Here is a 22,864-nt window from a genome sequence, read left to right as displayed (position 1 = left end):
GCGTACTTCGGGCTGTCCGTCGGGACGCGGCGCTGCTGGACCACGCTACGTTCGCAACTTGGGTCGCGGAGTCCTCTCAGTCCGGATCTAGCGCCACATCCACGGCCGCACGGCTTCGCAGCAGCAGGCGCGGCTGCCCCGCGTAACACACTGCGTACAGCATCCCCTCCCGCCGGAATGAAGTTACGTGGTAGGTACCACAGCGCGGACAAGCGATGTGACGATCATCCATGCTGTCGGAATCCACGACGGTAGCAAAGCCGTTCAACCGCACGCCGCCGGAAGCCGCTATGTCGAGCATCGCAAAGCAACCCATGCAGATGCGATCTCTGGCGACTTCTTCTCCCGGCGCAATGTCAGCTCCAATCTGCTCGCCGCACTCCGGACAACGCACCTGGATTCGGCGCCCGAGCGATCCGCGGTTGGTCTGGACCTCCCCTGTCGCAGACCGATGAGCGTGGAACCGGCTATTGCAGCTCGGGCAGGTGCCTATCGCACTAGAGCCTCGCGCGACCCCGATGCTGATGGTGATGGGTGCCCAACCGCAGTGAGGGCAACCGACGGACTCGGAAGCCGTGCGCGTCCTCAGCTCTCTTGCGATTTCTTGCACTTCATCGATCGCGCTCTCGGAGACTGTTTCCGACAGGAAATCCCTTGCCTTACTGAGGAGATCGCGGCTCGTGTACATGAACATCGGCTGCTTGGACGCCGTTCGCATCTCAGCAATCAGCTCATATCGCGGACCTAGAGTCTTGCCCTTGAACCGCCACCACCAGTCATCCTTTTCGTCGTCTGTGACGATGATGGTCGGCAGTCCGGACTCGCGTGCGAAGTCGAGCGCCTGCATCCAGAAATACACGTCGCCGAATCGTCGCGGCTCATCCTTGTCCTTGTCTCGATAGCCGGGCGGTTGCTCGCGCTCGAAGCGCTCCTTAGCGTGAGCCTCAAGCTCAGCGCACCGAGTCTCGTCATACGACGGTCCAACGCGTTTACCGATTGCCGACTGGATGCGATCTCGCAACCCGTCGCGCATGAGACTTGACGGCGTGAGCTCACGGTTGGGATGTTCCTCACTCCTTGTCTTGATGTAGCTCGCCAAGTCCTGCTCGAAGGCATCTAGACGCTGCAGGACCTCGTCGGCATCCAGAACCGGGTGCCGACGCAACTCTCGTGCCCGGCTTCGCAAAGCCTCCACCGACTTGTTCAGTTCTGCTCCAAAGTCTTCGTACGCTGCAACTTGCTGACTGATGACAGTGATGCGGTTCCGCTGAAACTCCTCGGCTGCCTGGTGTGGCACAAAGACCCGGTCGCCAAATCGCGCCAGCACGCGAAACATCGCCTCCTGCGTGTCATCCGAGTAGCGGTAGAAGCCCAGTAACACGCTCGCGTCGAGGACAAGAACACCTTCGTTCCAGAGACGCCTCAGTTCCTCATCAGTAGGCCAATAGTGGCCGGGAAAGGTGTCCGCGAGATCGCTCAGTTCCACGACGCGATGTTTCCAAACCTCGGCGAACATTTCCACTGGCCGCTCAGATGCTGAACGTCAAGCATGATGGCCCTGGCATCCGGGAGACTCGCCCGCTAGGTGAAAGACACACGAAGTCACGGCTGGATGCACGAAGCGAGCTGGTGGCGCTGCACCTTGCCGAGGGCGTTGCGGGGCAACGCCAGGATGCGGTAGGTGCGGCGGGGTCGCTTGTAGTACGCGAGGCGCTCGCCCACGTAGTCCTTCAGCTCGTCGTCGTCAAAGTCCCGCTCGGCGACCACGTAGGCCACCACCACTTCGCCCCACTCGGGGTCGGGCTCGCCGCCGACGGCGCACTCGGCGACATCGGGGTGCGATGCGATGACCTCCTCGACCTCGCGGGGGTACACGTTGAAGCCGCCGCAGATGATGAGCTCCTTGGCGCGGCCGACGATGCGCAGGTAGCCGTCGTCCCACTGGCCGAGGTCGCCGGTGCGGAACCAGTCGTCGCTGAACGATGCTGCGTTCTCGGCGGGCCGCTCCCAGTAGCCCGAGAACACGTTGGGTCCCCGCACCAGGATCTCCGCAGCCTCGGGGCCAGCCGTCGCACGGGAGCCAGCCGACACGTCGGGGGGGCCAGCCGGCGCAGCGTCGTCGTTGGCCGCCGGCTCGCCATCGCCGTCACTGACGTTGAGCGCGTCGAGGCGCACTTCCACTCCGGGCAGCGGGAAGCCGACCGTACCCGCTCGCCGAGGCTCGTCATGCGGATTCGAGACGAGCATGACAGTCTCGGTCATGCCATAGCGCTCGATGACGTGCTGGCCGCTGGCCTCCCGCACGGCGTCGTGCAGCTCGGACGGCATGGGTGCCGAACCCGATACGCACAGCCGCAGTGCCGACAGCTCGGCGGCTCGCGGCGAAGCCACCAGCCGCGAGTACATAGTCGGTACGCCGAAGAACATGGTGGCTCGGTGCTCGCCCGTGCCACTTCGGCCCGCGATTGCATCGAAGACGGCGTCGGGATCGAACGTCGGCTGCAGTACGGCCCGGGCGCCCACGGTGAGCGTGCCGTGGAGCCCCACGCCTAGGCCATGCATGTGGAACAGCGGCAGCGCCAACACGAGCACGTCGCCTGGCGTCCAGCGCCACGCCAGCTCCAGCGCCCGCACCGACGCCAGCAGGTTCGCATGGCTCAGCACCGCACCCTTGGGCCGCCCGGTTGTGCCCGACGTGTACCCGATAAGGGCAGTTTCATCGGGCCTGCGTCCGGAAGCCTGCACAGCGATGTCGAGGCGTGCAGCGCGGGAGGGGCTGTCGCCACCGGCCAATCCAGCGGCGTCAAAGTCGCCGATCAGCATGGCTGGATTAGCGTCGGCGATCCACTGTGCCCACTCGCCGGCTTCGCCTACGCCCTCCACCAGCGCCGCTGTAGGACGGCAATCAGCCGCCACGCCGCGCACTTCATCGGCCCGGTACGCACCGTTCAGCGGGACCGCCACCGCGCCCATCGCCAGCACGGCGACGTGCGCCGCAACCAAACGGGTCGAGCTCGGACCGCTCATCAGCACGCGGTCACCCGCGACGACGCCCGCACTCGCCAAGCGCTGGGCGACATCTTGGGCGCGCCCCAAGAGTTGGACGCCGGTCATCCAGCCCTCGTGCGCATCCCACACAACGGCTCGCTGCGGATCGGCAAACCAGCGATCCAGCCAGACCGCCGGCAGCGTGCCCCCTGCAGACAGATCAACCTCGGCGGCACTGCCGCCAGCGGGCAGATGCCGGGACCAATGCGACTCCTGCCCATCGGTCATCTCGGGCTGCTCCCTCGGCACACGGGCGCCGGTGCCTGGCTCGCAGGAAGCTCAGCGGGACCGACGCCCACCGAGCCACCCGGATCGAGCGGACATGGCGCACCCCCAACGGGATTCGAACCCGTGCCGCCACCTTGAGAGGGTGGTGTCCTTGGCCGCTAGACGATGGGGGCTGGTTGAGATGCGGCTTGCCAGCATAGCCACCGCCCCAGAACTGGCCGCTAGCGCTCGTCGGCGGGAGGCCAGGTCTCGGTGTCGGGGTGGAGGCCGTACCAGGCGAACCAGAACGACTGCGACGAGACGATGCGCGGCAGCCTGACGTCGATCAGCAGGCTGGGGTCGACGAGCGTGTGGCCGTCGACGCGGCTGATGCGCAGCTCGTCGTGCAGCACTCCCCCGGGTACTACCTCGACGGGGGCGAGGTGACGCCATGCTTCGCGGGGTACACCCGCTACGTCCGCGGCGCTGTACACCCTGGCACCGCCTTGGTTTGGCACGATCACGAGCGGCTCGTCGCCGAGCCAGTAGACGAAGGGGTCCATGCCTTCGAGCGCTGCGAGCCTCAGCGCCAGGGCGTGACCGCCGCGGTCGACGGTGACCACCTCCTCCTTCAGCTCGAACACGTCGGGCGTCTCGAAGGTGGGGAACCACAGGTCCTCGCTGGAGTAGTACGACCGGTAGGCCGCGCCGGGCGTGTAGTCATAGCTGATCGGCGGACGCTCCGGCGTCTCGGGGAAGAAGGTCGGCGGCGGCGTGTCGAGCGTGAACGTGTCGGGATGATCGGCCAGCCAGTCCGACCAGCGCGCCGTGGCCACCGGGAACTGCTCCAGCTTGGTGCCGGCCAGCGGGCCGGCGAACGCCGTGCCCGAGAGGTGGTTCCACAGGCTCTCGGTCTCGTTGTCGATCATGATCTTGTTCGAGTCCATCAGCAGGCCCGACGTCTGGAACGTCAGCACGTCGCCGCTGGGCAGCCGCCGGTCGAACATGAGCGCTGTGAGGCACAGGGTGCAGTAGCCGAGTGCTACCGGTACACCGCCCACCACGTCGTTCGCCAGCTCGTGGCGCGCCAGGAACCGCACCGGATACGCACCCGACTCGTTGCCGATGACGAAGCCCAGCACGAGTTCTTCGGGGGTCATGAAATCTGCTTGAGCAGGGGTCAGCCGCTCAGGGTTGTTCAGCTCGGGGATGCCGCCCCGTCGCACCCCGCCCCACTGGACCGCCCCGAGCGTCACCCGGTCGGTGACCTGGGCCAATATCTCGTCGTACTGAGAGTCGAGGTATGCGTACAACGTTCGCTTGAAGTTCCCGTAGTCGTCGCCGGGATCAATGCCGTGAGAGCGGTACCACGAGCCATACCGGACATAGTCAGTGATGGGATCGTCGGCGCTCTCAATTCCGGTGAGTGCCTGCAGTGCTCTCATCGCGACGTCGGACACTTCCCGCGAGCCGCCGACGCGCAGCAGATCCAGAGTCCAAGCAACCCAGCGCTGTTCGCCGCTCCTGCCCATCTCATCAGCGATGATCGCCGCAAAGGTGGTGTTGGGCCGTACCAGGAACTCGTCGATCTTCTCCAGCAGCGTCAGTTCGAGAAACGGCCGCCCGTCGGCGGTATCGGGAATGAACGGCTGCGTCGTCGGCACGGATCCGGGCGACGTCGTGTCGGGTGGCGCCACATCGCCGGCAGCGTCTGAGTCTGCAGCACCGTCTGCCGATTCGTCAGATGGCGAGGATGTCGCAGGAGGGTCTGTCGCAGCGGAACTCTCGCCCTCACCGGAGGAGGGCGAGCACGCGGCGGCAAGCACGCTCACCGCCACGGCTGCGCAGATCAGCTTTCGCATACGGCGGCCGAGCCTATGGCAGCCCTTCGCAGCGCCACGGTCAGGCCGATTGGGCTAGAACGACACCCATGGGTGGCCGAATCAGCGGCACCGCCAAGGGGGAATCGCGATGGACAACGGCGCAAGCAACGGGGCGATACCTGACAATCCTGCGGGCTACGTCTGCCTTACGTTCGACTTCGACGGGCCGTCATTGTGGATCGCCCGCCGCCAGACCACCCCCACGCCCATCTCACGCGGCGAATTCGGCGCCGTCGCCGTGCCGCGGATCCTCAAGCTGCTCGCCCGCCACAACATTCCGAGCACCTTCTTCATCCCAGGCCACTCCATCGACACCTATCCCGACGCAGCCCGCATGGTGGTCGACGCCGGATGCGAAGTGGGACTGCACGGCTACGCCCACGAGTACAACCCCCGGCTCAGCGAGGACGAGGAGCGAGCGATCCTCGAGCGGACCTTCGCGCAGATCGAATCGCTCACCGGCGCTCCGCCCAAGGGCTACCGGGCGCCGTCGGGCGACATCAACCCCTGGACCATCGACCTGCTGATGGAATTCGGCCTCAGCTACGACTCGTCGCTGATGGGCCACGACTACGCGCCCTACTGGCTGCGCACCGGCGATCAGTTCCCGCTGGACGGGCCGATGGAGTTCGGCGAGCAGGTCGACCTCGTGGAGCTGCCGTTCAGCTGGCACCTCGACGACTACGTCCACCTCGAGTTCGTGACGTTCAAGAACACGATCCTGACCGGGCTGGAGAATCCCGCCGCCATGTTCGATGGGTTTCTTTCCGATGTGAAGTGGATGACCAGCGAGGTGCGGCACGGCGTGTGCACGGTCACCTTCCATCCGCAGGCGATCGGCCGCGGCGGTCGCCTGTACGAGATGGAACGCTGGATCGAACAGATGACCGATCTCGGCGTGAGCTACACCCGCATGTGCGACGTGGCCGACGCCTGGCGGGGCGGGCGGCAGCTCGGCATCGAGTAGTAGCCGCCCCCGGCCGCCGGGCCCCTAGCCCTCGACGCCGTCGAGCATGCGGCTGATCAGCAGCTTCTGGACCTCCGAGGTGCCCTCGTAGATCTGGTACACCCGCACGTCGCGGTAGATCTTCTCCACCGGGTAGTCGTTCAGGAAGCCGTATCCGCCGTGGATCTGGATGGCTTTCGACGCCACCCGCTCGGCCATCTCCGACGCGAACAGCTTCGCCATCGAGGCCTCGCGGGCGCATTCGAGGCCCTGATCGCGCATCTGCGCCGCGTGCAGGTAGAGCTGACGTGCCGCCTCGATCTGGGTGGCCATCTCGGCCAGCGTGAACGAGATCGCCTGGTGCTCGACGATGGGGCGCCCGAAGGTCTCGCGCTCCTGGGCATAGGAATGTGCGGCCTTGAACGCAGCCCGTGCGCCGCCGGTGGCTTGGGCCGCGGCGCCGATGCGGCCCAGCGACAGGTTGCCCAGCGCAATGCCGAGCCCGCGTCCGATCTCGCCGAGGACATCGCTTGCGGGAACGCGCATGTCCTCGAAGACCACCTGGCAGGTGTCGTTGGTGCGGTGGCCGAGCTTTTCCTCCTTGGCGATCACGCGGTAGCCGGGGTTGTCGGTGGGCGTGATGAACGTGGTCATGCCCCGCTTGCCGGCGCTCGGATCGGTCACCGCCACGATCATCGCCACATCGGCCGTCGAGCCCGCGGTGATGAACGCCTTGTGGCCGTTGAGGACGTACTCGTCGCCGTCTCGGGTGGCCCGGGTGCGGATGGCCGCAGCGTCGGAGCCGGTGTGGGGCTCGGTGAGGTGGATGCAGCCCAGCCACTCGCCGCTGGTGAGCTTGGTGAGGTAGTCGCGTTTCTGCTGGTCGGTGCCCGACTGCTGGACCGCCACGGCGACCGGCGAGTTGTTCGCCGCCATCATGTTGCTGATGCCGCCGTCGGCAGCGGAGACCTCCTCGATGGCCAGCGCGTACGACACGAAGTCGGCACCCGCGCCGCCCCAGCACGGGTCGATCATCACCCCCATGAGCCCGACGTCGGCCATCTTGGCGTAGAGCTCGCGGGGCGCCCCGCCGGCCCGGTCCCACTCTGCGGCGAACGGCGCGATCTCGCGCTGCGCGAATGCTCTCGCCACATCGCGGATCTGCTGCTGCTCGTCGGTCAACTGCACTGCGCCCTCCTCGGGTTCGGCCACGGGATACAGGGGCTCGGCACCGCCGTACAGCGGCGACTTAGGGTACCGAAATGCAGAATTCTGATTCCGGGGAACGCACCTCCGAGGCCGGTTTCGACCTCGACCAGGTGGATCGCCTGCTCACCACCACCCGGGCAGTGCGCAAGCGGCTCGACTTCGACCGCTGGGTCAGCGACGAGCTCATCTTCGAGTGCATCGACCTCGCGGAGCAGGCCCCGACGGGCGGCAACGATGCGAGCCGCCGCTGGATCGTGATCCGCGACCAAGACCTCAAAGACCGGCTCGGCGAGCTCTACGCCGAGGTGGGCACCATCTTCATCAACGCCCGGGGGCGGCTCGACGGCACCGGCCATCCCAAGGAGCACATCGTCAGCTCCAGCGCCTACCTCGTGGAGAACTACGCGAAGGCCCCTGCCCTCGTCATGCTGGCGATCTGGGGCATTCACGACGACAGCGGCCGGCCGGGGCTGTTCGACAGCGCCATCCCCTCAGCGTGGAGCTTCAACCTGGCGCTGCGCTCCCGCGGCCTCGGCACCGCCTACGCCACCATGCTCAACAACAAGTCCGACGAGGTGGCCGAGCTGCTGGGCATGCCGCCGGGCCTCACCACGCTGGTGTGCTTTCCGGTGGCCTACACCAAGGGAACCGACTTCTCGCCTGCCCCCCGCCGACCGGCGAGCGAGATCACCTACTTCGACCAGTGGGGCTTCACCCGCCAGCGGCCCAGCGACAACGGCACCGCCCGGGTGGCCGATGGGCAGGGCGTGGTCGTCGAGATCGACACCGACGCCCGACCGCGCGCCGTGTGGGAGGTCATCACCGACATCAACATGCCGGCGCAGTTCTCGGAGGAATTCCAGGGCGCCGAATGGAGTTCAGAGGGTGATCCGGGTGTGGGCTCGACGTTCCGTGGCCGCAACTCCATCCCCGATGTCTTCGACTGGGAAACCGACTGCATCGTCACCGCATGGGAGGAGCGCACCGCATTCGAATGGCGCGTCACCGACACCGAGAATCCCGGGGCGGTGTGGCGCTTCGACCTCGCCGAACAAGGCGGCGGGAGCCGGCTGCGGTTCTCGATGCTGATCGGCCAGGAGAACAACGGCACGGTGCCCATGGCCTTGCGCGACCCCGCCAAGGAGCAGCGGGTGCTGAACCGGCGCCGGGACGTGCTGCGGGCCAACATGCAGCGAGTCGTCGAGGGTGTCAAGGCCATCGTCGACAACGACTGAGCCGCTACGCCTACTGGGCACGCGAACGCACAACTGTCGAGACGCACGAGCCAATGACGCGAGAGGGCCGGCGGGCTGTTGCCCGCCGGCCCCTTCGTGCTGACCCGGAGGTCAGCTGTGTTCGCTCAAGCGCGAAGCTCGTCTAGCCGCAGGAGTTCGTGCCCCTGTCGAATGGACAGAGCGGCGACTGGCCATTGAAGTCAATGGGGTCGCCGACGACGACCCACGACTGGGATTCGACATCGAACTGGCTGAAGTCGGTGCCCTCGATGAAGTACGCATCCTCGGCGCCGTTGAACTCGGCTGCGATGCCGTCGAACAGCAGCGGGTGATAGATGCTCAGCGACCGCACCGCCAAGATGAAGTTCGTGCGGGTCAGGCCGCCTGGCAAATCAGCAGCAACGCGCAGTGCCTCAACGTACGGGTAGCCGTAGAAGTAGCCCACGCCATTCAGTGAATTCGACGGGTCGAGGCCGCCGGCTTCGAGGTTGGCGTTCAACCACGTAATGAACGGCTCGCCGGTGTAGGTGGGATCAGTGGTGTCCTTGGCACCACCGCCGACAATCCACCAGCCGTCGGAGGCATCGCCTGGCGGGGCCATGTAGTTGGCCACCGCCTTGCACACCGACGGTGTGAACAGCGCGCCGCCCCGGTCCTGAATGTCCTCAACCAAGCCGTTCGCTCCGGCCTCCTGGATCACCGAAACGCACGGAGCGCCTGCAGTCATCGAAATCAGCACATCCGGATCGGCGGCTTGCAGCGTCGTCATCTGGTTGGTGAACGTCGGCTGGGCGGGATCGACTCGCTGTGGCACGAAGTCGCCCACAACGCCAGGGTTGCGGTGGATCCAGTCCTCGAAGCCCAACTCGTAGGCAAGTCCGAAGTCGTTGTCCATCACCAGGGCCGCCACAGTGACGGGCAGCCGATCGGCGAGGTTGGTTTCGATCCATGCGCCCCACAGATCAGCCTCAAGCGAATACGAGAGCTGCAGACCAGTGGTCCACGGATGGTTGATCGGGTCGCCCCACGCCGGGTGACCGGTCATGACGAACGGCTGCGGGATGCACTCGTCGTTCAGCTGATCGTAGACGGCAAGCGTATTGGGTGAGCCCAGTGTCAGGATCGAGAATACGTTTTCTGACTCGATCAGCTCATTCACGAAGTCAATCGTCAGGTTGGACTGGTACCCGTCATCCCTGACGATCAGGGTGAGGTTGCGCGGAGATCCGCCAACCATGATCGGATCATTCTCGTTGACCCAGTCGTTGTAGTTCGCCCAGCCAAAACCGATGGCACCGTATGCGGCGAGCGTGCCGGACTGCACGGTCGTGTGACCGATCCGGATCTCATCGGCAGTGATGCCATGCGTGTTGGACCAATCCTCGGGGCACCCGTTCATGTCAATTTCGAACCCCGCCGGACCCCGCAGGATTCCGTCGGATCCGACACCGAACTCGCCGGACTCAAGGCCCTCCGAGAGCATCGCTACTGTCGCGGCGCGGCGCTGGTCGTTCTCCGCGAAGATTCCTTCGAGGGTCGACCGGTCGGCTTCAGCGGCCATGTCGTCGTCGGCCATGTCGCTGTCGTCGTCGGCCATGTCGCCGTCGTCGTCGGCCATGTCCTCATCGGCCATGTCGCCGTCGTCGTCAGCCATGTCCTCATCGGCCATGTCGCCGTCCTCGTCAGCCATGTCCTCATCGGACGGTGCTGCAGTGGTTTCGGTTTCGCCGGCTCCTGCGTCTGCTCCGTCGCCATCATCATCGCCGCCGCACGCAGCAGCAATGAGTGAGAACGCGAATAGCAGCGCTAGCAAGCGCCAGATTCGGCGTTTCGTCATTGTGAATCTCCCCCTATAGGTGAATGCAATGAAACGCGGCAAGCCCAAAGAAGGCTGCCAAGTGCGTCGCGAAACTACTTCGCTTCATAGGTGCCCTGCTTGGGTGCGGCATGTCAATTCCGCGACAATTTGCAGTGCGAGCGCAGTCAGTCGTTGCCCAGCAGCCTCTGCCGCGACCCTGTGCCGACGAGACCGTCAGGAAACACCAAGGTGAGAGCAATGAGGGCCACAGCAAACAGGAAGCGGTCATCTGCCAAGAGGTCAAAGAGCTCGCTGATCGGACCGAGGCCGTCGACGCGGGCGAGCCGAGCACCGGCCGCCACGGCGACTTCGCGGATCGCGACGCCGACAACAGCCCCCCAGACCGAATGCAGCCCGCCCAGCACCGCCAAGGCGTAGAGCATCAGCGATTCTTGCGGCGGATACGACTCTTGTGAGACATAGGGCACCAGCACGACGCTCAGGGCACCCGCGAGCCCGCTCACCATGGCACTGAACGCGAACGTCCCTACCCGGATCGTCACGACATTGACGCCGTACACCGCCGCTGCCGTGTCGTCGTCACGCACCGCACGTATCGCACGTCCGACGCTGCTATAGGCAAGGTTGCGCGTGAGCCAGAGCACCAACGCGACAACAATGAGGCAGATCAGGTAGCGGTAGCAAGCAGCTGACCACCGGCTCGTTCCGAACCAAGATGGCGGCAGCATCTCCAAGTCCACGCCGCGGCCGCTGACTCCACCCGTGAGCGACGGAAAACGCTTGGCGAGCGGTTGGTATGCCATAGCCAGCCCAAGCGTGACCAAGGCGAGATAGATGCCCCGGATGCGCAGCGCCGGTACTCCCACGAGTATTCCCAACGTGCCCGCAATAAGCGCTCCTGCCAGCATGCCGGCCATCCACGGCAGCCCTAAGTCATCAACGGCGAAAGCTGTCCCGAATGCCCCAGTTGCCACGAAAACGCCGTGCCCGAGGCTGATCATGCCTCCAAAGCCGGTGGCGACGGTCACCCCGAGCACCGCCAACACGGCGACCACCAATTCTGTCCTGGCGCGGAACTCGGTGACTTCGCTCGTCAACGGCATCGCCACAAGCCAGACGCCAAGCGCTGCGGCTCCGATCCAGCCCAGAGGCCCGATTCGGGTCCGGCGTGCCACCCCGTCCGGCGAGAATTCCGCGCCCTGCTGAGGCCCGCCCTTCACGCTCGCACGTTTCGCCGAGTGCCGAACAAGCCGTACGGCCGCACCAGCAGCACCGCCACCATGGCCAACAGCGCCGGCACGACGCTCACCTCGTAGCCGATGAACGGGACGTATGCAGGTATGAGCGTCTGCGCCAGAGCGACCACGATGCCGCCGACGAGCGCTCCCTTCGGCGAGTCCAGACCACCGAGCGTCGCCGCGGCGAACGCGTAAACGAGCACGCGCTGCATCATCTTCGGCTCGAGCACGACGACGTTGGCGCTCAGTGCAGCCGCCAAGGCACCGAGACCCGCTGCCAGAGCCCAGCCATACATCAAGACGCTCCCGGACCGAATCCCGCTCAGCTCTGCCGAGTCTCGGTCAGAGGAGACCGCTCGGAATGCCAAGCCGGTCCGTGTCCATCGCAGGGCAGCCACTAGCAGTGCGAGCAGTGCGAGCAGCGTGATCCACGTGCCCACCACGGAAATCCGCAAGCGTGCACCGACGATGTCGATGTAGTCGTCCGGCTGGTTGGGAAAGACTGAGGGAAAGGCCCTCGGAGCCGTGCCCCACCATTGCTCCGTCAATGAGTTCAAGCCCAAGAACAGCCCGACTGTCACATTGACAACGGCCAGTTCGGGAGCATGCCGCAACGGACGGATCAGCACCCGTTCGGTGACTCCGCCTGCCGCTATGCCGAACACCACGGCACCCACGATGGCCGAGGGAACCGAGAGCGGACCACCCAGCCAAGCGGCCACAGTGCCACCGGTGAGGCCCGGTGCGGCGCCGCTCAGCAGGACGAATGCCACGTACGCCGAGAACGTGGCCATCTCTCCTTGGGCGAAATTCAGCAGACCAGTCGAGCGGACAATGATGGCGAGCGCGATCGCAAGCGACGAGTAGATCGCACCGTTGAGCAACGTGTCGAAGATGCGTTGCAGCAGTAGAACCAAGTCCATCGCGGCTGCCGTCTGCCTCGTGCTCGACCCAGTGCTTGTCTCAGTGCATGCCCGAAAGCGGCTTCGGAGCCTGCCCCGAGAGTTCGCCTACGTCGACGATGGCTCGTCGCCGCTCTCTGCAGGGGCGACGCTCCCAGCGTCGTGTCCCCCATGCCGGACCTCGGCCGAAGCACCGGAACTTGCGAGTGCCTCCGAGCGCTGCGAACCCGACGTGGTGCCGCTGCGCAGGAAATGGCGAACCCCGACGAGGATCGTCACAGCAATCGCAATGATGCTGAGCACCAACGCCAGCATGCTCTGGGTGGGCCATCCGAGGAGCCATATGCCGACTGCGGTCTCCGAAGCCTCAACCGCTTCGCCCGCAACCTCGCACAGATCGCTGACGGCATGACCCCGAAACTCGCCGGTGGGTGACGTCGCACAGAACTCGGTGCCCGTACCGAAGAACTCCTGTGACTTCCTCGCCTCACTCAGCAGCGGGATGGCTGACACGCTCTCGTCACCGCTTCCGATGACCGCCTCACGAGCCAAGTGGCCCACGTGATGGGCTCGCAGGGCAAGATTCAAGGCAAACGTCTTGATGTACGCGAAGCTCAGAATGCCCAGAATGCATGCGACCCTGGCTTGAGATTCGACCGCGGCCGACCGGTCGCCGCGCAAGCCCTGCCGCGCGGCCCTCAACTCGTTGGCGGCAACGAACACCGCTATCGGCGCCAGCACGATGATGGCAAAGCGGAACATGAAGGCAAACACGCCGACGATCAGGTTGTCGACGTTCATCAGCACCCAACCGATGATCAGCGCAGCCGGGCCGATCAGCGCCAGACGCAGCGCGATCGGCGCACGATTCGACGACGGTCCTGGATCCAGATTCTCCAATGGCGTGATCGGGTCGCCGTTCGGCTTCAAAGGCACTACGTGAATGATGCGTTTCTGGACGGCCGCGACCATCGAGGCGATGCCACCCGGGGCGAAGAAGGTGAACAGTATGAGGATCAGCCCGAAGATGGCCGCCGACAGAGGCCCGCCGCCATCGAGCTCATAGAAGCCGAGCGGGATGGTGATGCGTTTGGTGAGGTCGCGCACCCATACCACGAAGAGCCCGCCGAACACCGAGCCCTGCAACGCGCCGACCCCGCCGATGACCAAGCCGATGATCAGGTCGATCGCGAGGATGAAGGTGAAGTCCTGCTCCGCCACAAAGCCCTTGTCCAAGCACCACATGAGGCCAGCCAACGAGCCCAGCGAAGCGCTGAGCGCGAAGTTGACCGTCTTGTACATCGGCAAGTTCACGCCGTACACAGCAGCGCCCGCCTCGCTGTCGCGGATGGCTACGACCGCACGGCCAGGACGGCTTCGGATGATGTTGCGGACGAGCGCCAATGCGAGAGCGGTAATGAGCAGCAGGATCCAGTACCGATAGGCGGCCGACCCTCGAACGCCGTCAACACCCGGCAGCCACTCGAACCAGCTTGAGACGCCATCGAGCTGGCGGTCGACAACCTCGTCAACTTTGCGGCCGTTCGGCCCGCCGGTGCGCTCAGCGATGCCCAACTCGTCGATTTTCAGCAGCGACGGAAATACTGCCGCCTGCGCGATGGTGATCAACGCTAGGTAGAGACCCTTGACGCGCAGCGCCGGCAGTCCAACGACGACGCCGACAGCGAAGCCGACAAAAAGCACGAGCGGGATGACCATCCAGTAATCCCAGAGCTCGTCTTGCACCATCGTTGCGCTGACGAATGCACCGATGCCCATGAATGCCGAGTGGCCCAATGCGAGCATGCCGTTGAAGCCGACCACGAGGTTCACCGCGAGCACGGCGACAACGAAAACGAACGCCCGGTTCATCTGGCCGATTCGGAACGGCTGCAGCACGTACGGCACCAGCACAGCGATAGCGAGGGCGTAGCCCCAGCTCAGCCACTGCCACTGGCGATGCTGTGTGCTGCCTTTGGAAACGACGAGCAGTGAAGTACTCATACTTCGGCAACTCCCCTTCGATAGTTGGGCTAGACGCGCTCAATGCGACGGGTTCCGAAGAGGCCCGTCGGCCGGAACAGCAGCACGAACAGAATCACGAGGAATGCCATTGCCAGCTCCAGAATCGAGAAGTAGTTCTGGCCCAGCACGTTGACGCCGAACCACGTCACCAGCACTGACTTGATGAGGCCCACAACGAGCCCGCCGATAACCGCACCGCCGAGGCTGTCAAGGCCTCCCAGCGCCGCGGCGGCCAAGGCGTAGATGAGGACGGTTGCCATCAGCGTCGGACTCACGCCACCCAGCACCGGTGCGGCCAGCACGGCCCCCAGTGTTCCGAACACTGAGGCCAGTGCCCAGCCGAAGCCCAGCGTGCGACCTGTGTTCACCCCGACGAGGCGGGCTGACTCCACGTTGGACGAGACTGCCCGGAAAGCAAGCCCCGCTTTGGTCTTGCCCAAGACGATCGCCAACACGATCAAGGCCAGCGCGAGCGTCAATAGTGTGCCGATAGTGCGGTAGTGGATCCGGGTGCCAAACAGCTCCCAGAATGTGCGGCCCACCATGTTGCACATCTCGACGTCCGTGGCACCGGCACCAGCCTCGACAAGATCTCCTGCGGAATTCTCGACGCACGCGATCGTGCCGTCCCGCGCAGTCTTGAGTTCGCTCCCGTTGGGCACCCAGCTCGGGAAGGCACCGAAAGGATCGTTCACCGCCCGAAGCTGATACTCCCAGATGTCTCCTGCGAAGGCGTTGAGCATTAAGAACAGGCCGAGCGTGATGAGCACCACCGGTAGGTGGTCCTCAGGATCAAAGGGTCGAACGAGGGCTCGTTCAACCGCCGCGCCGAGGCCGGCGCTGATTGCCATAGCGATGACGATCGACAGCCACAGCCAGAGACCCTGCTCAATGTTCAGCACGTAGACGAAGAAGGCACCAATCATCGCCAACTCGCCGGTGGCGAAGTTGATCAGCGTCGTCGCCTTGAAGATCAGCACCAACGCCAACGCGACAGCGCTGTACAAGGCCCCGTCTCGCAACCCGTTCATGATGAAGTCCGGGAGGATTTCGAAGTTCCAGTTCACGGTCTGCCCCCGTACCTACGGATTACGCGCCCAAGTACGCTTCCTGCACTGCAGGATCGTTCTTGAGCTGGTCGGCTGGTCCATGCAGAGCGATCTCGCCGCTCTCAATCACGTAGCCGTAGTCGGCCATGTCCAATGCCAGGTTGGCGTTCTGCTCAACGAGGAGCATCGTCAGCCCGGTTTCTCTATTGAGCTGACTGAAGCGCTCAAAGAGGTCTTCGATGATGAGCGGTGCCAGTCCCAGCGACGGCTCGTCGAGCAGCAGCAGCCTCGGTCGGCACATCAGTGCCCTGGCGACGGCGAGCATCTGCTGCTCGCCGCCCGAGAGCGAGCCCGCGAGCTGATCGCGGCGCTCCTCGAGCCGGGGAAAGATCTCAAACCAGCGGTCGACATCCGCGCTGACTTCGTTGTCCTTGCGGGTGTAGGCGCCGATCCTGAGGTTGTCCATGACGGACAGCTCGGGGAATGTTCCCCGGCCCTGCGGTACATGGGCGACGCCGCGCCGCACGATGTCGGCGGTCTTGGACCGAGAGATGTCGTCGCCTTCGAACAGGACCGTGCCCGAAGTTGTGCACATGTTGCACAGCGCCCGCAGCGTCGTGGTCTTGCCTGCACCGTTGGCGCCGAGGATCACCACCACGCTGCGATCGGGCACCTCGAAGTCGAGGCCCCGCAGGACTTCGACAGCCCCGTAGCGCGCGTGCAGGTCTTCGACCTTCAACATCAAATCCGTCATGACGAACTCCCCAGGTACGCCTCGATGACCTCCGGATCGTTGCGCACAGCATCGGGAGGACCGTCGGCGATCTTGCGGCCGAAGTTGAGCACGACCAGGTGCTCGCTGATATTGAGCACCATGCGCATGTGGTGCTCGACCAGCAATACCGAGAGGTTGTGCCGGTCACGGATGTCTTTGATGTCCTGGGCGAGCGAGTCGACCTCTTGGTGGGTGAGGCCCGATGCGGGCTCGTCGAGCATGATCAAGCGCGGGTTGGAGATCAGTGCCCGAGCCAACTCGATGCGCTTGAGGGTGCCGAACGGCAGGCCGGCTGCTGGGTTGTAGGCATATTCTTCGAGGCCGAGCTCTTCGAGCGCCTCCCATGCCCGTCGGCGCAGATCCTTCTCCTCCTTGCGGGTGCCGAGTCGGAACGCCGCGGTGAAGAAGTTGGCCTTGGTGTTCGTGTGATCGCCGACCATCACGTTCTCGATCACCGTCATGCCGCGCCACAACGCAAGGTTCTGGAACGTGCGGTAGACGCCGACCCGGCTGATCTGGTGCGCCGGCATCGAGAGCAGGTCATGCCCGTCGAACGTCACCGATCCCGTCGTCGGGTCGTAGATCCGGCTGACCACGTTGAACAAGGTGGTCTTGCCGGCGCCATTCGGTCCGATGAGTCCGAGGATCTGTCCCTCGTCCAGAGAGAACGACAAATCGTCGAGCGCACGAATGCCGCCGAACTGCACAGAGATGTCTTGGACTTCGAGCAACGCCACGCGCTGAACCCCCTCAGGTCCGTGCCGATCCAGAGACCGGCCGCAGGCAAGTTATCAGGTCGGCTCAGCTTCGTGGCTTTCCGGATGGAGCCCCACGTGGGCCGAGCCAGCGGGTGATGTTAGGTCGTGACGAAGCGACATGTGCAAATGCGCCCGGCTAGGTCCGCCGCAGCGCGCCACCCCGCTTGCATCGGGTGCTCGCGTGCCGGCAGGGCGCTCGCAACGGGCTGGTTCGGGGAGGAGGACTCGAACCCCCAATGACTGGACCAGAACCAGTTGTGTTGCCAATTACACCATCCCCGAGGGCCCGATCAGGCTAGTGGTGCGGCATCGCGATGACCCGACGAAATTGCCGGATTAGTCCGCTGGTGAGCCGGTTCGGCGGAGTCGCTGGCGCGCCGCGTCGAGCCGCTGCAGGGCGGTGTCTCGGCCCAGCAGCTCGAGAGACTCGAACAGCGGTGGACCGACCGCGCGGCCGGTGATCGCGACGCGAACCGGAGCCTGCGCCTTGCCCAGCTTGAGACCGAATTCCTCCGCGATCGAACGCAGGCAGGAGTGCAGTGAATCGGCCGTCCATTCCACATGGCAGAAGTCATCGCGCGCGCGGTCGAGGATGTCACCAGCCGGCGGCGCCAGCGCGGCATCCCAGTCGTCGGCGTCCATCTCGGGCTCCGCGAACAGAAAAGCGATGCGGTCGGGAGCATCGGACAGCAGTCGCGTGCGCTCACGGATCAGCGGGGCGACGTTGCTCAGTGCTGCCCGGTCGAGGCCCGCTCCCCAAGGGCGGTCGTGTACCCATGGTTCGATCGCAGCAGCGAAGCCTGCGTCGTCGAGCAAGCGCAGGTACTCGCCGTTGACCGCAGTGAGCTTGTCCATGTCGAACATGGCGGGCGCCGCATTCACGTCAGCGAGATCGAACAACTCGACGATCTCCGCGAGCGGCCGCACCTCGACGCCGTCCGGGGGTCCCCAGCCCAGCAATGCCAAGTAGTTGACCATGGCCTCGGGCAGCACACCCTGGTCGCGGTAGCTCGTGAGCGACACGTCATCACGCCGCTTGGAGAGCTTCTTGCGCTGCTTGTTCACGATGAGCGGCAAGTGAGCGAATGTCGGCACGTCGGTTGCCCCCAGCGCGGCGCGCAGCAGCACCACCCGTGGCGTCGTGTTCAGCAGATCTTCGCCTCTGCAGACATGGGTGATGCCGAGGTCGAGATCGTCGACGGCGTTGGCGACGAAGAACGTCGCGCTGCCGTCGCTGCGTTTCACCACGAAGTCCTCGATGGAGGCATTGGGGAACTCGACGCGACCCCGAACGACGTCATCGAAGGCCGTTACGCCCTCGGAGGGCACGGCAAATCGCACCGCACCGTCGTCGAGATAGGCCTGCCCGCTGTCAAGCCAACGCTCGATCGCGGCGTCATACAGGCTGGCTCGCTCGCTCTGGAAGACCGGTTCGCCATCGAAGTCCAGTCCCAGCCAGTCGAGCATCTCGAGGATCTGCTCGATGTGGGCACGCGTCGCCAGCTCGGCGTTGGTGTCCTCGATGCGCAGCACCATCTCGCCCCCGCAGTGGCGGGCGTACAGCCAGTTGAACAGTGCTGTCCTGGCGGTGCCGAGGTGCGGCAGCCCCGTGGGGGCCGGCGCGAATCGCAGCCGGGGGCGAGTCGTCGCCGGCGCCGGCCTGCGGCCGGCTCCGTCACTGTCGGAAGGCATCGGGCTATTGGCGCACGCAGCGCCGCTCAGCACTGGCCGGTACTGCAGTTCGGGTCCGAGGAGTCGACCCAGCGACCCACCGGCCTGCCGGCCAGCGCGAGCAGTCGCTGCAGCGGTGGGGTGGACAGGTCGACTGCGAGCGGTTCGAGACCCGGCCAGACCTGCACCGGCGGTGCCGCGGCTTGGACCCTGTCCACGAGCAGTTCATCGAGCCCGGCGCCGGCACTGATGGCCTGCTGGAGGTCGTAGCCCAGGATCGTCAACTCCACAACACGCGTCCACAGCAGGTCGCGCAGCCGGGGGCTGAAGCCAGCACCAGCATCGAGTCCCGCGGCGACTGCGAGCACTGTGCGCACGCTCTCGATGACGGGCCGCGTCGGATCGGGACGATCCTCGGAGTGCCCGCCGAAGCCCAGAGCGACCCCAGCCGCAGGCGTAGGAATCTCGACCGGGGGCGGCAACGGCTGACCGCTCATCTGCGCTGCAGCCGCCAGGTTCCCGTCAGCGACGCGCGCGAGCAGGTCGGCCACGGTGTAGGACTCGAGCGGCGGTGACAGCGCCATCGCCATGTGCTCCCAGGCGGGCAGCCGCATTCGGGCAGCGAAGTCGGTGCACGCCCGGCGGTGCAGTCGCAAGAGCTCACGGTCGGTCTGCGCTGTGCTTGGCGGCTCGGCCTCCAAAACAGTCATGGTGGATTGCGGCGTCGTCGTCTGGGCCATGGAAGTCTCAGTCAGTGAAGTCTCAGTCAGTGTTGTCGGGCTGGGGTGGTCCGGGCGCTCGTCGCTGTGGGTCACGCGTCAGGCCCAAGGGATCGGTCTCGTATCGGCGCCTGATATCCGCAGGAGTCAGCGCCAGCACTGCGGTGGGAACGCAGGCGACCAGCGTGCGGATCTCGCTGTAGTGGTGTGATTCTGCGACGCCTTCAAAGAGGGTCATCCGTCGCGCCACGAGTGCTGCGGGCGGCTGCGGGTCGAGAAATCCGAACGCCAGGTAGCCCGCCTCAAGGTCCCACACGACGGGTGCTCGCCCGAAAATCGATGCGCGTTTGAGCGCGACGGCAACGCAGCCTGCGTCGACATCGTGCCGATGCTCGCCATCGACCAGCAGCACCCGGTCGTCGAACAGTCGCACGAGGCCGTATGCGTATCCCTGATCGGGTCCCTGATGTCCTCGCAATGCACCCGTGGGCTGTCCGCTGGCGAGGTCGCCGGGGCGCTCGGCACGCCAGCGCCGCGGCGTCACCTCCGGCGAGGAATACGCACGGACTTCGCTGAGCGGCCCTACCCGGACGTGGCGCGGTGCAGCCATTGCCGCGGAGTCTAGGAAGCGGCGGTGGTGCTCGCCGCAGCCAGTTATGCGTTCGCGCTTGTGTCGATGCGGTGGCGCATGAGCGCGTAGATGACCGAATCGCGCAGAGCTAGCCAAGACGACTCGATGATGTTCTCAGAGACGCCGATGGTGGTCCAGGTCGTCTCGCCGTCGGTGGAGTCGATGAGCACTCTCGTGACCGCTTCGGTGCCCCGGTCGGCATCCAGCACCCGGACCTTGTAGTCGGTCAGGCGAATTGCATCGAGCTCGGGGTAGTCGTCTCGCACGGCTTGCCGGAACGCGTTGTCGAGGGCATTCACAGGGCCATCGCCCTCGCCGACCGTCACCCGTCGGTCACCGCCGACGACGATGCGCAGCGTGGCCTCCGTGTCGAACTCGGCCTCCCGACCACGCTCCACCAGCACCTTGAACGACTCGACCTTGAAGAAGTCGAATGTTTGGCCGGCGGCCTCGCGCAGCAGCATTTCCAGCGAGGCATCGGCTACCTCGAAGTGATAACCGGCGTGCTCGAGCCGCTTCAGCTCATCGACTACATCGGCCATAGCTGCCTTATCGATCTCGATGCCGAGCTCGGCCGCCTTCAGCTCCACCGACGCCCGTCCTGACAGGTCGCCGAGCAGGAAGCGTGTGCTGTTGCCGACTGCCGCCGGGTCGACATGCTCGTAGCTGTCGGGGCGGCGCGCGATGGCGCTGGTGTGCAGGCCCGCCTTGTGGGCAAACGCCGAGGTTCCCACATAAGGCTGCTGGTTCTGAGGCGGCATGTTCATGAGCTCGGCGACGTGATGCGCCACCGACGTGAACCGGGTCAGGCATTCGCGCGGCACCGTCTCGATGCCCATCTTGAGCGTCAGGTTGGGCACCAGCACGGTGTTGTCGCAATTGCCGGTGCGCTCCCCGTAGCCGTTGACGGTGCCCTGCACGTGCGTGGCGCCGGCAATCACGCCTGCCACAGCGTTGGCCACCGCACAGCCAGTGTCGTTCTGGGTGTGCATGCCGATCTGGACGCCGTCGAAGTGGCCGACCACCTCGCGCACGATGTTCTCCACCTCGTGAGGCAGCGAGCCGCCATTGGTGTCACACAGCACCAGGCAGTCGGCCCCGTTGACCGCCGCCGCTTCGAGCACCGACAGCGCGAACTCGGGGTTGCGCTTGTACCCGTCGAAGAAGTGCTCCGCGTCGAAGAAGACGCGCAGCCCCTCGCCCTTGAGGAACTCGATCGAGTCGCCGACCATGGCAACGCCTTCACTGAGCGGTTGCCGGAGCGCCTCGGTGACGTGGTAGTCCCACGACTTGCCCACGATGCACACCGTGGACGTGCCTGCTGCCACCAGCGCCGCCAAGGTCTGGTCGTCATCGACGCGGCCGCGGGGCCGGCGCGTCGAGCCGAAGGCCACCAGCGTGGCGTGCTCAAGTTGCAGCTCGGTCGCTGCCCGGGCGAAGAACTCCTCGTCCTTGGGATTCGAACCGGGCCACCCGCCTTCGATCCACTGGATGCCCAGCGCATCGAGCTGGCGAGCCACTTTGAGCTTGTCTTCAGATGACACCGAGATGCCTTCGAACTGGACGCCGTCGCGCAGCGTCGTATCGAAGATCTCGACTCGTTCGGGCCACGAGGGATCTCGTACGCCTTCGCGGATGAGCGGTGCTGACGCGCCCGGTTCGGGTGTCGTGTCGGTGGTGTCAGATGCACTCATGCCTGTATTGCTCACGACATTGCTCACGACGGCCTCACCCCTCCGAGACGCCGGCCGTGATCGCCTTGGCGATCTCCTCGGTGCCCACGTCGGGCACCGAGTCGTCGGCGATGACGGCCTCGCACGCAGCTCGCACGCGCTCAGCGCACTCGGCTTCCCCCAAGAACTCCAGCATGAGCACTGCTGACAGGACCGCAGCCGTGGGGTTGGCGAGGCCCTTGCCGGCAATGTCGGGCGCCGAGCCATGCACGGGTTCGAACAGCGAGGGACCCGTGCGGTCGGGGTTCAGGTTGGCTGACGCGGCGAGCCCGATGCCACCCGCCACGGCGCCTCCGAGGTCGGTGAGGATGTCGCCGAAGAGGTTGTCGGTGACGATCACCTCGTAGCGGTGCGGATCCTCCACGAAATGAATGCAAGCCGCGTCGACGTGGTTGTACGCCGTCTCGACATCTGGGTACTCAGCGGCTACCTCGTTGAACGTGCGCTCCCACAGGTCGCCGGAGAAGGTCAAGACGTTCGTCTTGTGCACCAGCGTCAGGTGCCGGCGTTCGCGGGAGCGAGCCAGCTCGAAGCCGTAGCGGATGGCGCGCTCGGCCCCCATGCGAGTGTTGACCGATCCCTGCGTGGCGATCTCGTGCGGCGTGCCCTTGCGAAGGAATCCGCCCTCGCCCGCGTAGGCGCCTTCGGTGTTCTCGCGGATCACCGTGAAGCTGTGGCCGTCGGGAAGGGTGAACGGGCGCAGGTTCACGTACAGGTCGAGCTCGAAGCGGGCCTTCAGCAGCAGGCCGCGCTCGATGATGCCTGGCGGCACGTCGGGCGTGCCGACGGCGCCGAGCAGGATGGCGTCGAACGTGCGCAGCTCTTCGAGGGTCTCGTCATCGAGCACCGTGCCGTCCCGCAGGTAGCGATGGCCGCCCAGTTCGAATTCGGTCGTCGAGATGCCGGCACCGGCGGCGGCAATCACGTCGAGAGCGACCGAGGTGACCTCGGGTCCGATGCCGTCTCCGCCGATGACTGCGATGCGATGAGTCACTGTGGTGCCCCTTGGGTGTTCG

Annotated in this window: 18 protein-coding genes and 2 tRNA genes; 2 read left to right on the top strand and 18 right to left on the bottom strand. The window is 65.4% G+C overall.

Annotation, left to right across the window (positions count from 1 at the left end):
- Nucleotides 1-76: 76 nt before the first annotated feature.
- The 4 genes from ACOGW9_RS09585 to ACOGW9_RS09570 form a co-directional block, all read right to left on the bottom strand.
- Nucleotides 77-1,486: a PIN-like domain-containing protein gene (locus ACOGW9_RS09585; RefSeq protein WP_419910645.1), complete on the bottom strand. Its 1,410-nt coding sequence runs from the start codon at nucleotides 1,484-1,486 to the stop codon at nucleotides 77-79.
- Between the two features lie 116 nt (nucleotides 1,487-1,602).
- Nucleotides 1,603-3,276, bottom strand: a complete 1,674-nt coding sequence (locus ACOGW9_RS09580) for a class I adenylate-forming enzyme family protein (RefSeq protein ID WP_419910643.1) — start codon at nucleotides 3,274-3,276, stop codon at nucleotides 1,603-1,605.
- A 100-nt stretch (nucleotides 3,277-3,376) separates the two neighbouring features.
- Nucleotides 3,377-3,449: transfer RNA gene (locus ACOGW9_RS09575), tRNA-Glu, on the bottom strand.
- A gap of 48 nt (nucleotides 3,450-3,497) precedes the next feature.
- A complete protein-coding gene (locus tag ACOGW9_RS09570; RefSeq protein ID WP_419910641.1) occupies nucleotides 3,498-5,117 on the bottom strand; it encodes a DUF3179 domain-containing (seleno)protein in 1,620 nt (539 codons plus the stop codon).
- 109 nt (nucleotides 5,118-5,226) lie between these two features.
- Between ACOGW9_RS09570 and ACOGW9_RS09565 the strand changes: the two genes are divergently transcribed.
- Nucleotides 5,227-6,105, top strand: coding sequence for a polysaccharide deacetylase family protein (locus ACOGW9_RS09565; RefSeq protein ID WP_419910639.1), 879 nt, complete (start codon nucleotides 5,227-5,229; stop codon nucleotides 6,103-6,105).
- A 24-nt stretch (nucleotides 6,106-6,129) separates the two neighbouring features.
- Here ACOGW9_RS09565 and ACOGW9_RS09560 read toward each other — a convergent pair whose 3' ends face one another.
- A complete protein-coding gene (locus ACOGW9_RS09560; RefSeq protein ID WP_419911286.1) occupies nucleotides 6,130-7,272 on the bottom strand; it encodes an acyl-CoA dehydrogenase family protein in 1,143 nt (380 codons plus the stop codon).
- Nucleotides 7,273-7,346: 74 nt separating this feature from the next.
- Between ACOGW9_RS09560 and ACOGW9_RS09555 the strand changes: the two genes are divergently transcribed.
- Nucleotides 7,347-8,528: a nitroreductase family protein gene (locus ACOGW9_RS09555; RefSeq protein WP_419910637.1), complete on the top strand. Its 1,182-nt coding sequence runs from the start codon at nucleotides 7,347-7,349 to the stop codon at nucleotides 8,526-8,528.
- A 142-nt stretch (nucleotides 8,529-8,670) separates the two neighbouring features.
- Here the strand turns inward: ACOGW9_RS09555 and ACOGW9_RS09550 are convergent, their stop codons facing one another.
- The 13 genes from ACOGW9_RS09550 to ACOGW9_RS09490 form a co-directional block, all read right to left on the bottom strand.
- On the bottom strand, nucleotides 8,671-10,365 hold the full coding sequence (locus ACOGW9_RS09550) for an ABC transporter substrate-binding protein (protein ID WP_419910635.1): 1,695 nt from the start codon (nucleotides 10,363-10,365) through the stop codon (nucleotides 8,671-8,673).
- Nucleotides 10,366-10,511: 146 nt separating this feature from the next.
- Nucleotides 10,512-11,450, bottom strand: a complete 939-nt coding sequence (locus ACOGW9_RS09545; RefSeq protein ID WP_419910633.1) for a branched-chain amino acid ABC transporter permease — start codon at nucleotides 11,448-11,450, stop codon at nucleotides 10,512-10,514.
- A gap of 113 nt (nucleotides 11,451-11,563) precedes the next feature.
- Entirely contained in the window at nucleotides 11,564-12,508 is a 945-nt protein-coding gene (locus tag ACOGW9_RS09540) for a branched-chain amino acid ABC transporter permease (protein WP_419910631.1), read from the bottom strand.
- Between the two features lie 87 nt (nucleotides 12,509-12,595).
- The gene (locus ACOGW9_RS09535; protein ID WP_419910629.1) at nucleotides 12,596-14,491 is read right to left on the bottom strand and encodes a branched-chain amino acid ABC transporter permease; all 1,896 of its coding nucleotides are present in this window, start codon (nucleotides 14,489-14,491) and stop codon (nucleotides 12,596-12,598) included.
- A 29-nt stretch (nucleotides 14,492-14,520) separates the two neighbouring features.
- Nucleotides 14,521-15,579 carry a branched-chain amino acid ABC transporter permease gene (locus tag ACOGW9_RS09530; RefSeq protein ID WP_419910627.1) on the bottom strand — a complete coding sequence of 353 codons (1,059 nt, stop codon included), beginning with the start codon at nucleotides 15,577-15,579 and terminating at the stop codon, nucleotides 14,521-14,523.
- A 22-nt stretch (nucleotides 15,580-15,601) separates the two neighbouring features.
- Complete coding sequence (locus tag ACOGW9_RS09525) at nucleotides 15,602-16,315, bottom strand: ABC transporter ATP-binding protein (protein ID WP_419910625.1); 714 nt, start codon at nucleotides 16,313-16,315, stop codon at nucleotides 15,602-15,604.
- The gene (locus tag ACOGW9_RS09520) at nucleotides 16,312-17,073 is read right to left on the bottom strand and encodes an ABC transporter ATP-binding protein (RefSeq protein WP_419910623.1); all 762 of its coding nucleotides are present in this window, start codon (nucleotides 17,071-17,073) and stop codon (nucleotides 16,312-16,314) included. Before ACOGW9_RS09520 ends, ACOGW9_RS09525 begins: the two co-directional genes overlap by 4 nt.
- Before the next feature lie 228 nt (nucleotides 17,074-17,301).
- A tRNA-Gln gene (locus tag ACOGW9_RS09515) sits at nucleotides 17,302-17,376 on the bottom strand.
- 54 nt (nucleotides 17,377-17,430) lie between these two features.
- Nucleotides 17,431-18,786, bottom strand: a complete 1,356-nt coding sequence (locus tag ACOGW9_RS09510) for a glutamate--tRNA ligase (protein WP_419910621.1) — start codon at nucleotides 18,784-18,786, stop codon at nucleotides 17,431-17,433.
- A gap of 26 nt (nucleotides 18,787-18,812) precedes the next feature.
- The gene (locus tag ACOGW9_RS09505; RefSeq protein WP_419910619.1) at nucleotides 18,813-19,505 is read right to left on the bottom strand and encodes a hypothetical protein; all 693 of its coding nucleotides are present in this window, start codon (nucleotides 19,503-19,505) and stop codon (nucleotides 18,813-18,815) included.
- A 22-nt stretch (nucleotides 19,506-19,527) separates the two neighbouring features.
- Nucleotides 19,528-20,094 carry a hypothetical protein gene (locus tag ACOGW9_RS09500; RefSeq protein WP_419910617.1) on the bottom strand — a complete coding sequence of 189 codons (567 nt, stop codon included), beginning with the start codon at nucleotides 20,092-20,094 and terminating at the stop codon, nucleotides 19,528-19,530.
- Nucleotides 20,095-20,138: 44 nt separating this feature from the next.
- Complete coding sequence (cimA, locus tag ACOGW9_RS09495; RefSeq protein ID WP_419910615.1) at nucleotides 20,139-21,809, bottom strand: citramalate synthase; 1,671 nt, start codon at nucleotides 21,807-21,809, stop codon at nucleotides 20,139-20,141.
- A gap of 34 nt (nucleotides 21,810-21,843) precedes the next feature.
- Entirely contained in the window at nucleotides 21,844-22,842 is a 999-nt protein-coding gene (locus ACOGW9_RS09490) for a 3-isopropylmalate dehydrogenase (RefSeq protein ID WP_419910613.1), read from the bottom strand.
- Nucleotides 22,843-22,864 lie beyond the last annotated feature (22 nt).

This window comes from Candidatus Poriferisodalis sp. (genome assembly GCF_965203655.1).
Classification (GTDB): Bacteria; Actinomycetota; Acidimicrobiia; order Acidimicrobiales; family Poriferisodalaceae; genus Poriferisodalis.
Note: the sequence above shows the minus strand (reverse complement) of the source record. Positions and strands in the feature narration are given on the sequence as shown.

What these genes read in the sequence shown, in the direction of transcription:
- ACOGW9_RS09580 (WP_419910643.1), bottom strand. Translation starts at nt 3,276, where the DNA reads ATGACCGATGGGCAGGAGTCGCATTGGTCCCGGCATCTGCCCGCTGGC.
- ACOGW9_RS09570 (WP_419910641.1), bottom strand. Translation starts at nt 5,117, where the DNA reads ATGCGAAAGCTGATCTGCGCAGCCGTGGCGGTGAGCGTGCTTGCCGCC.
- ACOGW9_RS09565 (WP_419910639.1), top strand. Translation starts at nt 5,227, where the DNA reads ATGGACAACGGCGCAAGCAACGGGGCGATACCTGACAATCCTGCGGGC.
- ACOGW9_RS09555 (WP_419910637.1), top strand. Translation starts at nt 7,347, where the DNA reads ATGCAGAATTCTGATTCCGGGGAACGCACCTCCGAGGCCGGTTTCGAC.
- ACOGW9_RS09550 (WP_419910635.1), bottom strand. Translation starts at nt 10,365, where the DNA reads ATGACGAAACGCCGAATCTGGCGCTTGCTAGCGCTGCTATTCGCGTTC.
- ACOGW9_RS09545 (WP_419910633.1), bottom strand. Translation starts at nt 11,450, where the DNA reads ATGCCGTTGACGAGCGAAGTCACCGAGTTCCGCGCCAGGACAGAATTG.
- ACOGW9_RS09540 (WP_419910631.1), bottom strand. Translation starts at nt 12,508, where the DNA reads ATGGACTTGGTTCTACTGCTGCAACGCATCTTCGACACGTTGCTCAAC.
- ACOGW9_RS09535 (WP_419910629.1), bottom strand. Translation starts at nt 14,491, where the DNA reads ATGAGTACTTCACTGCTCGTCGTTTCCAAAGGCAGCACACAGCATCGC.
- ACOGW9_RS09525 (WP_419910625.1), bottom strand. Translation starts at nt 16,315, where the DNA reads ATGACGGATTTGATGTTGAAGGTCGAAGACCTGCACGCGCGCTACGGG.
- ACOGW9_RS09510 (WP_419910621.1), bottom strand. Translation starts at nt 18,786, where the DNA reads ATGCCTTCCGACAGTGACGGAGCCGGCCGCAGGCCGGCGCCGGCGACG.
- ACOGW9_RS09505 (WP_419910619.1), bottom strand. Translation starts at nt 19,505, where the DNA reads ATGGCCCAGACGACGACGCCGCAATCCACCATGACTGTTTTGGAGGCC.
- ACOGW9_RS09500 (WP_419910617.1), bottom strand. Translation starts at nt 20,094, where the DNA reads ATGGCTGCACCGCGCCACGTCCGGGTAGGGCCGCTCAGCGAAGTCCGT.
- cimA (WP_419910615.1), bottom strand. Translation starts at nt 21,809, where the DNA reads ATGAGTGCATCTGACACCACCGACACGACACCCGAACCGGGCGCGTCA.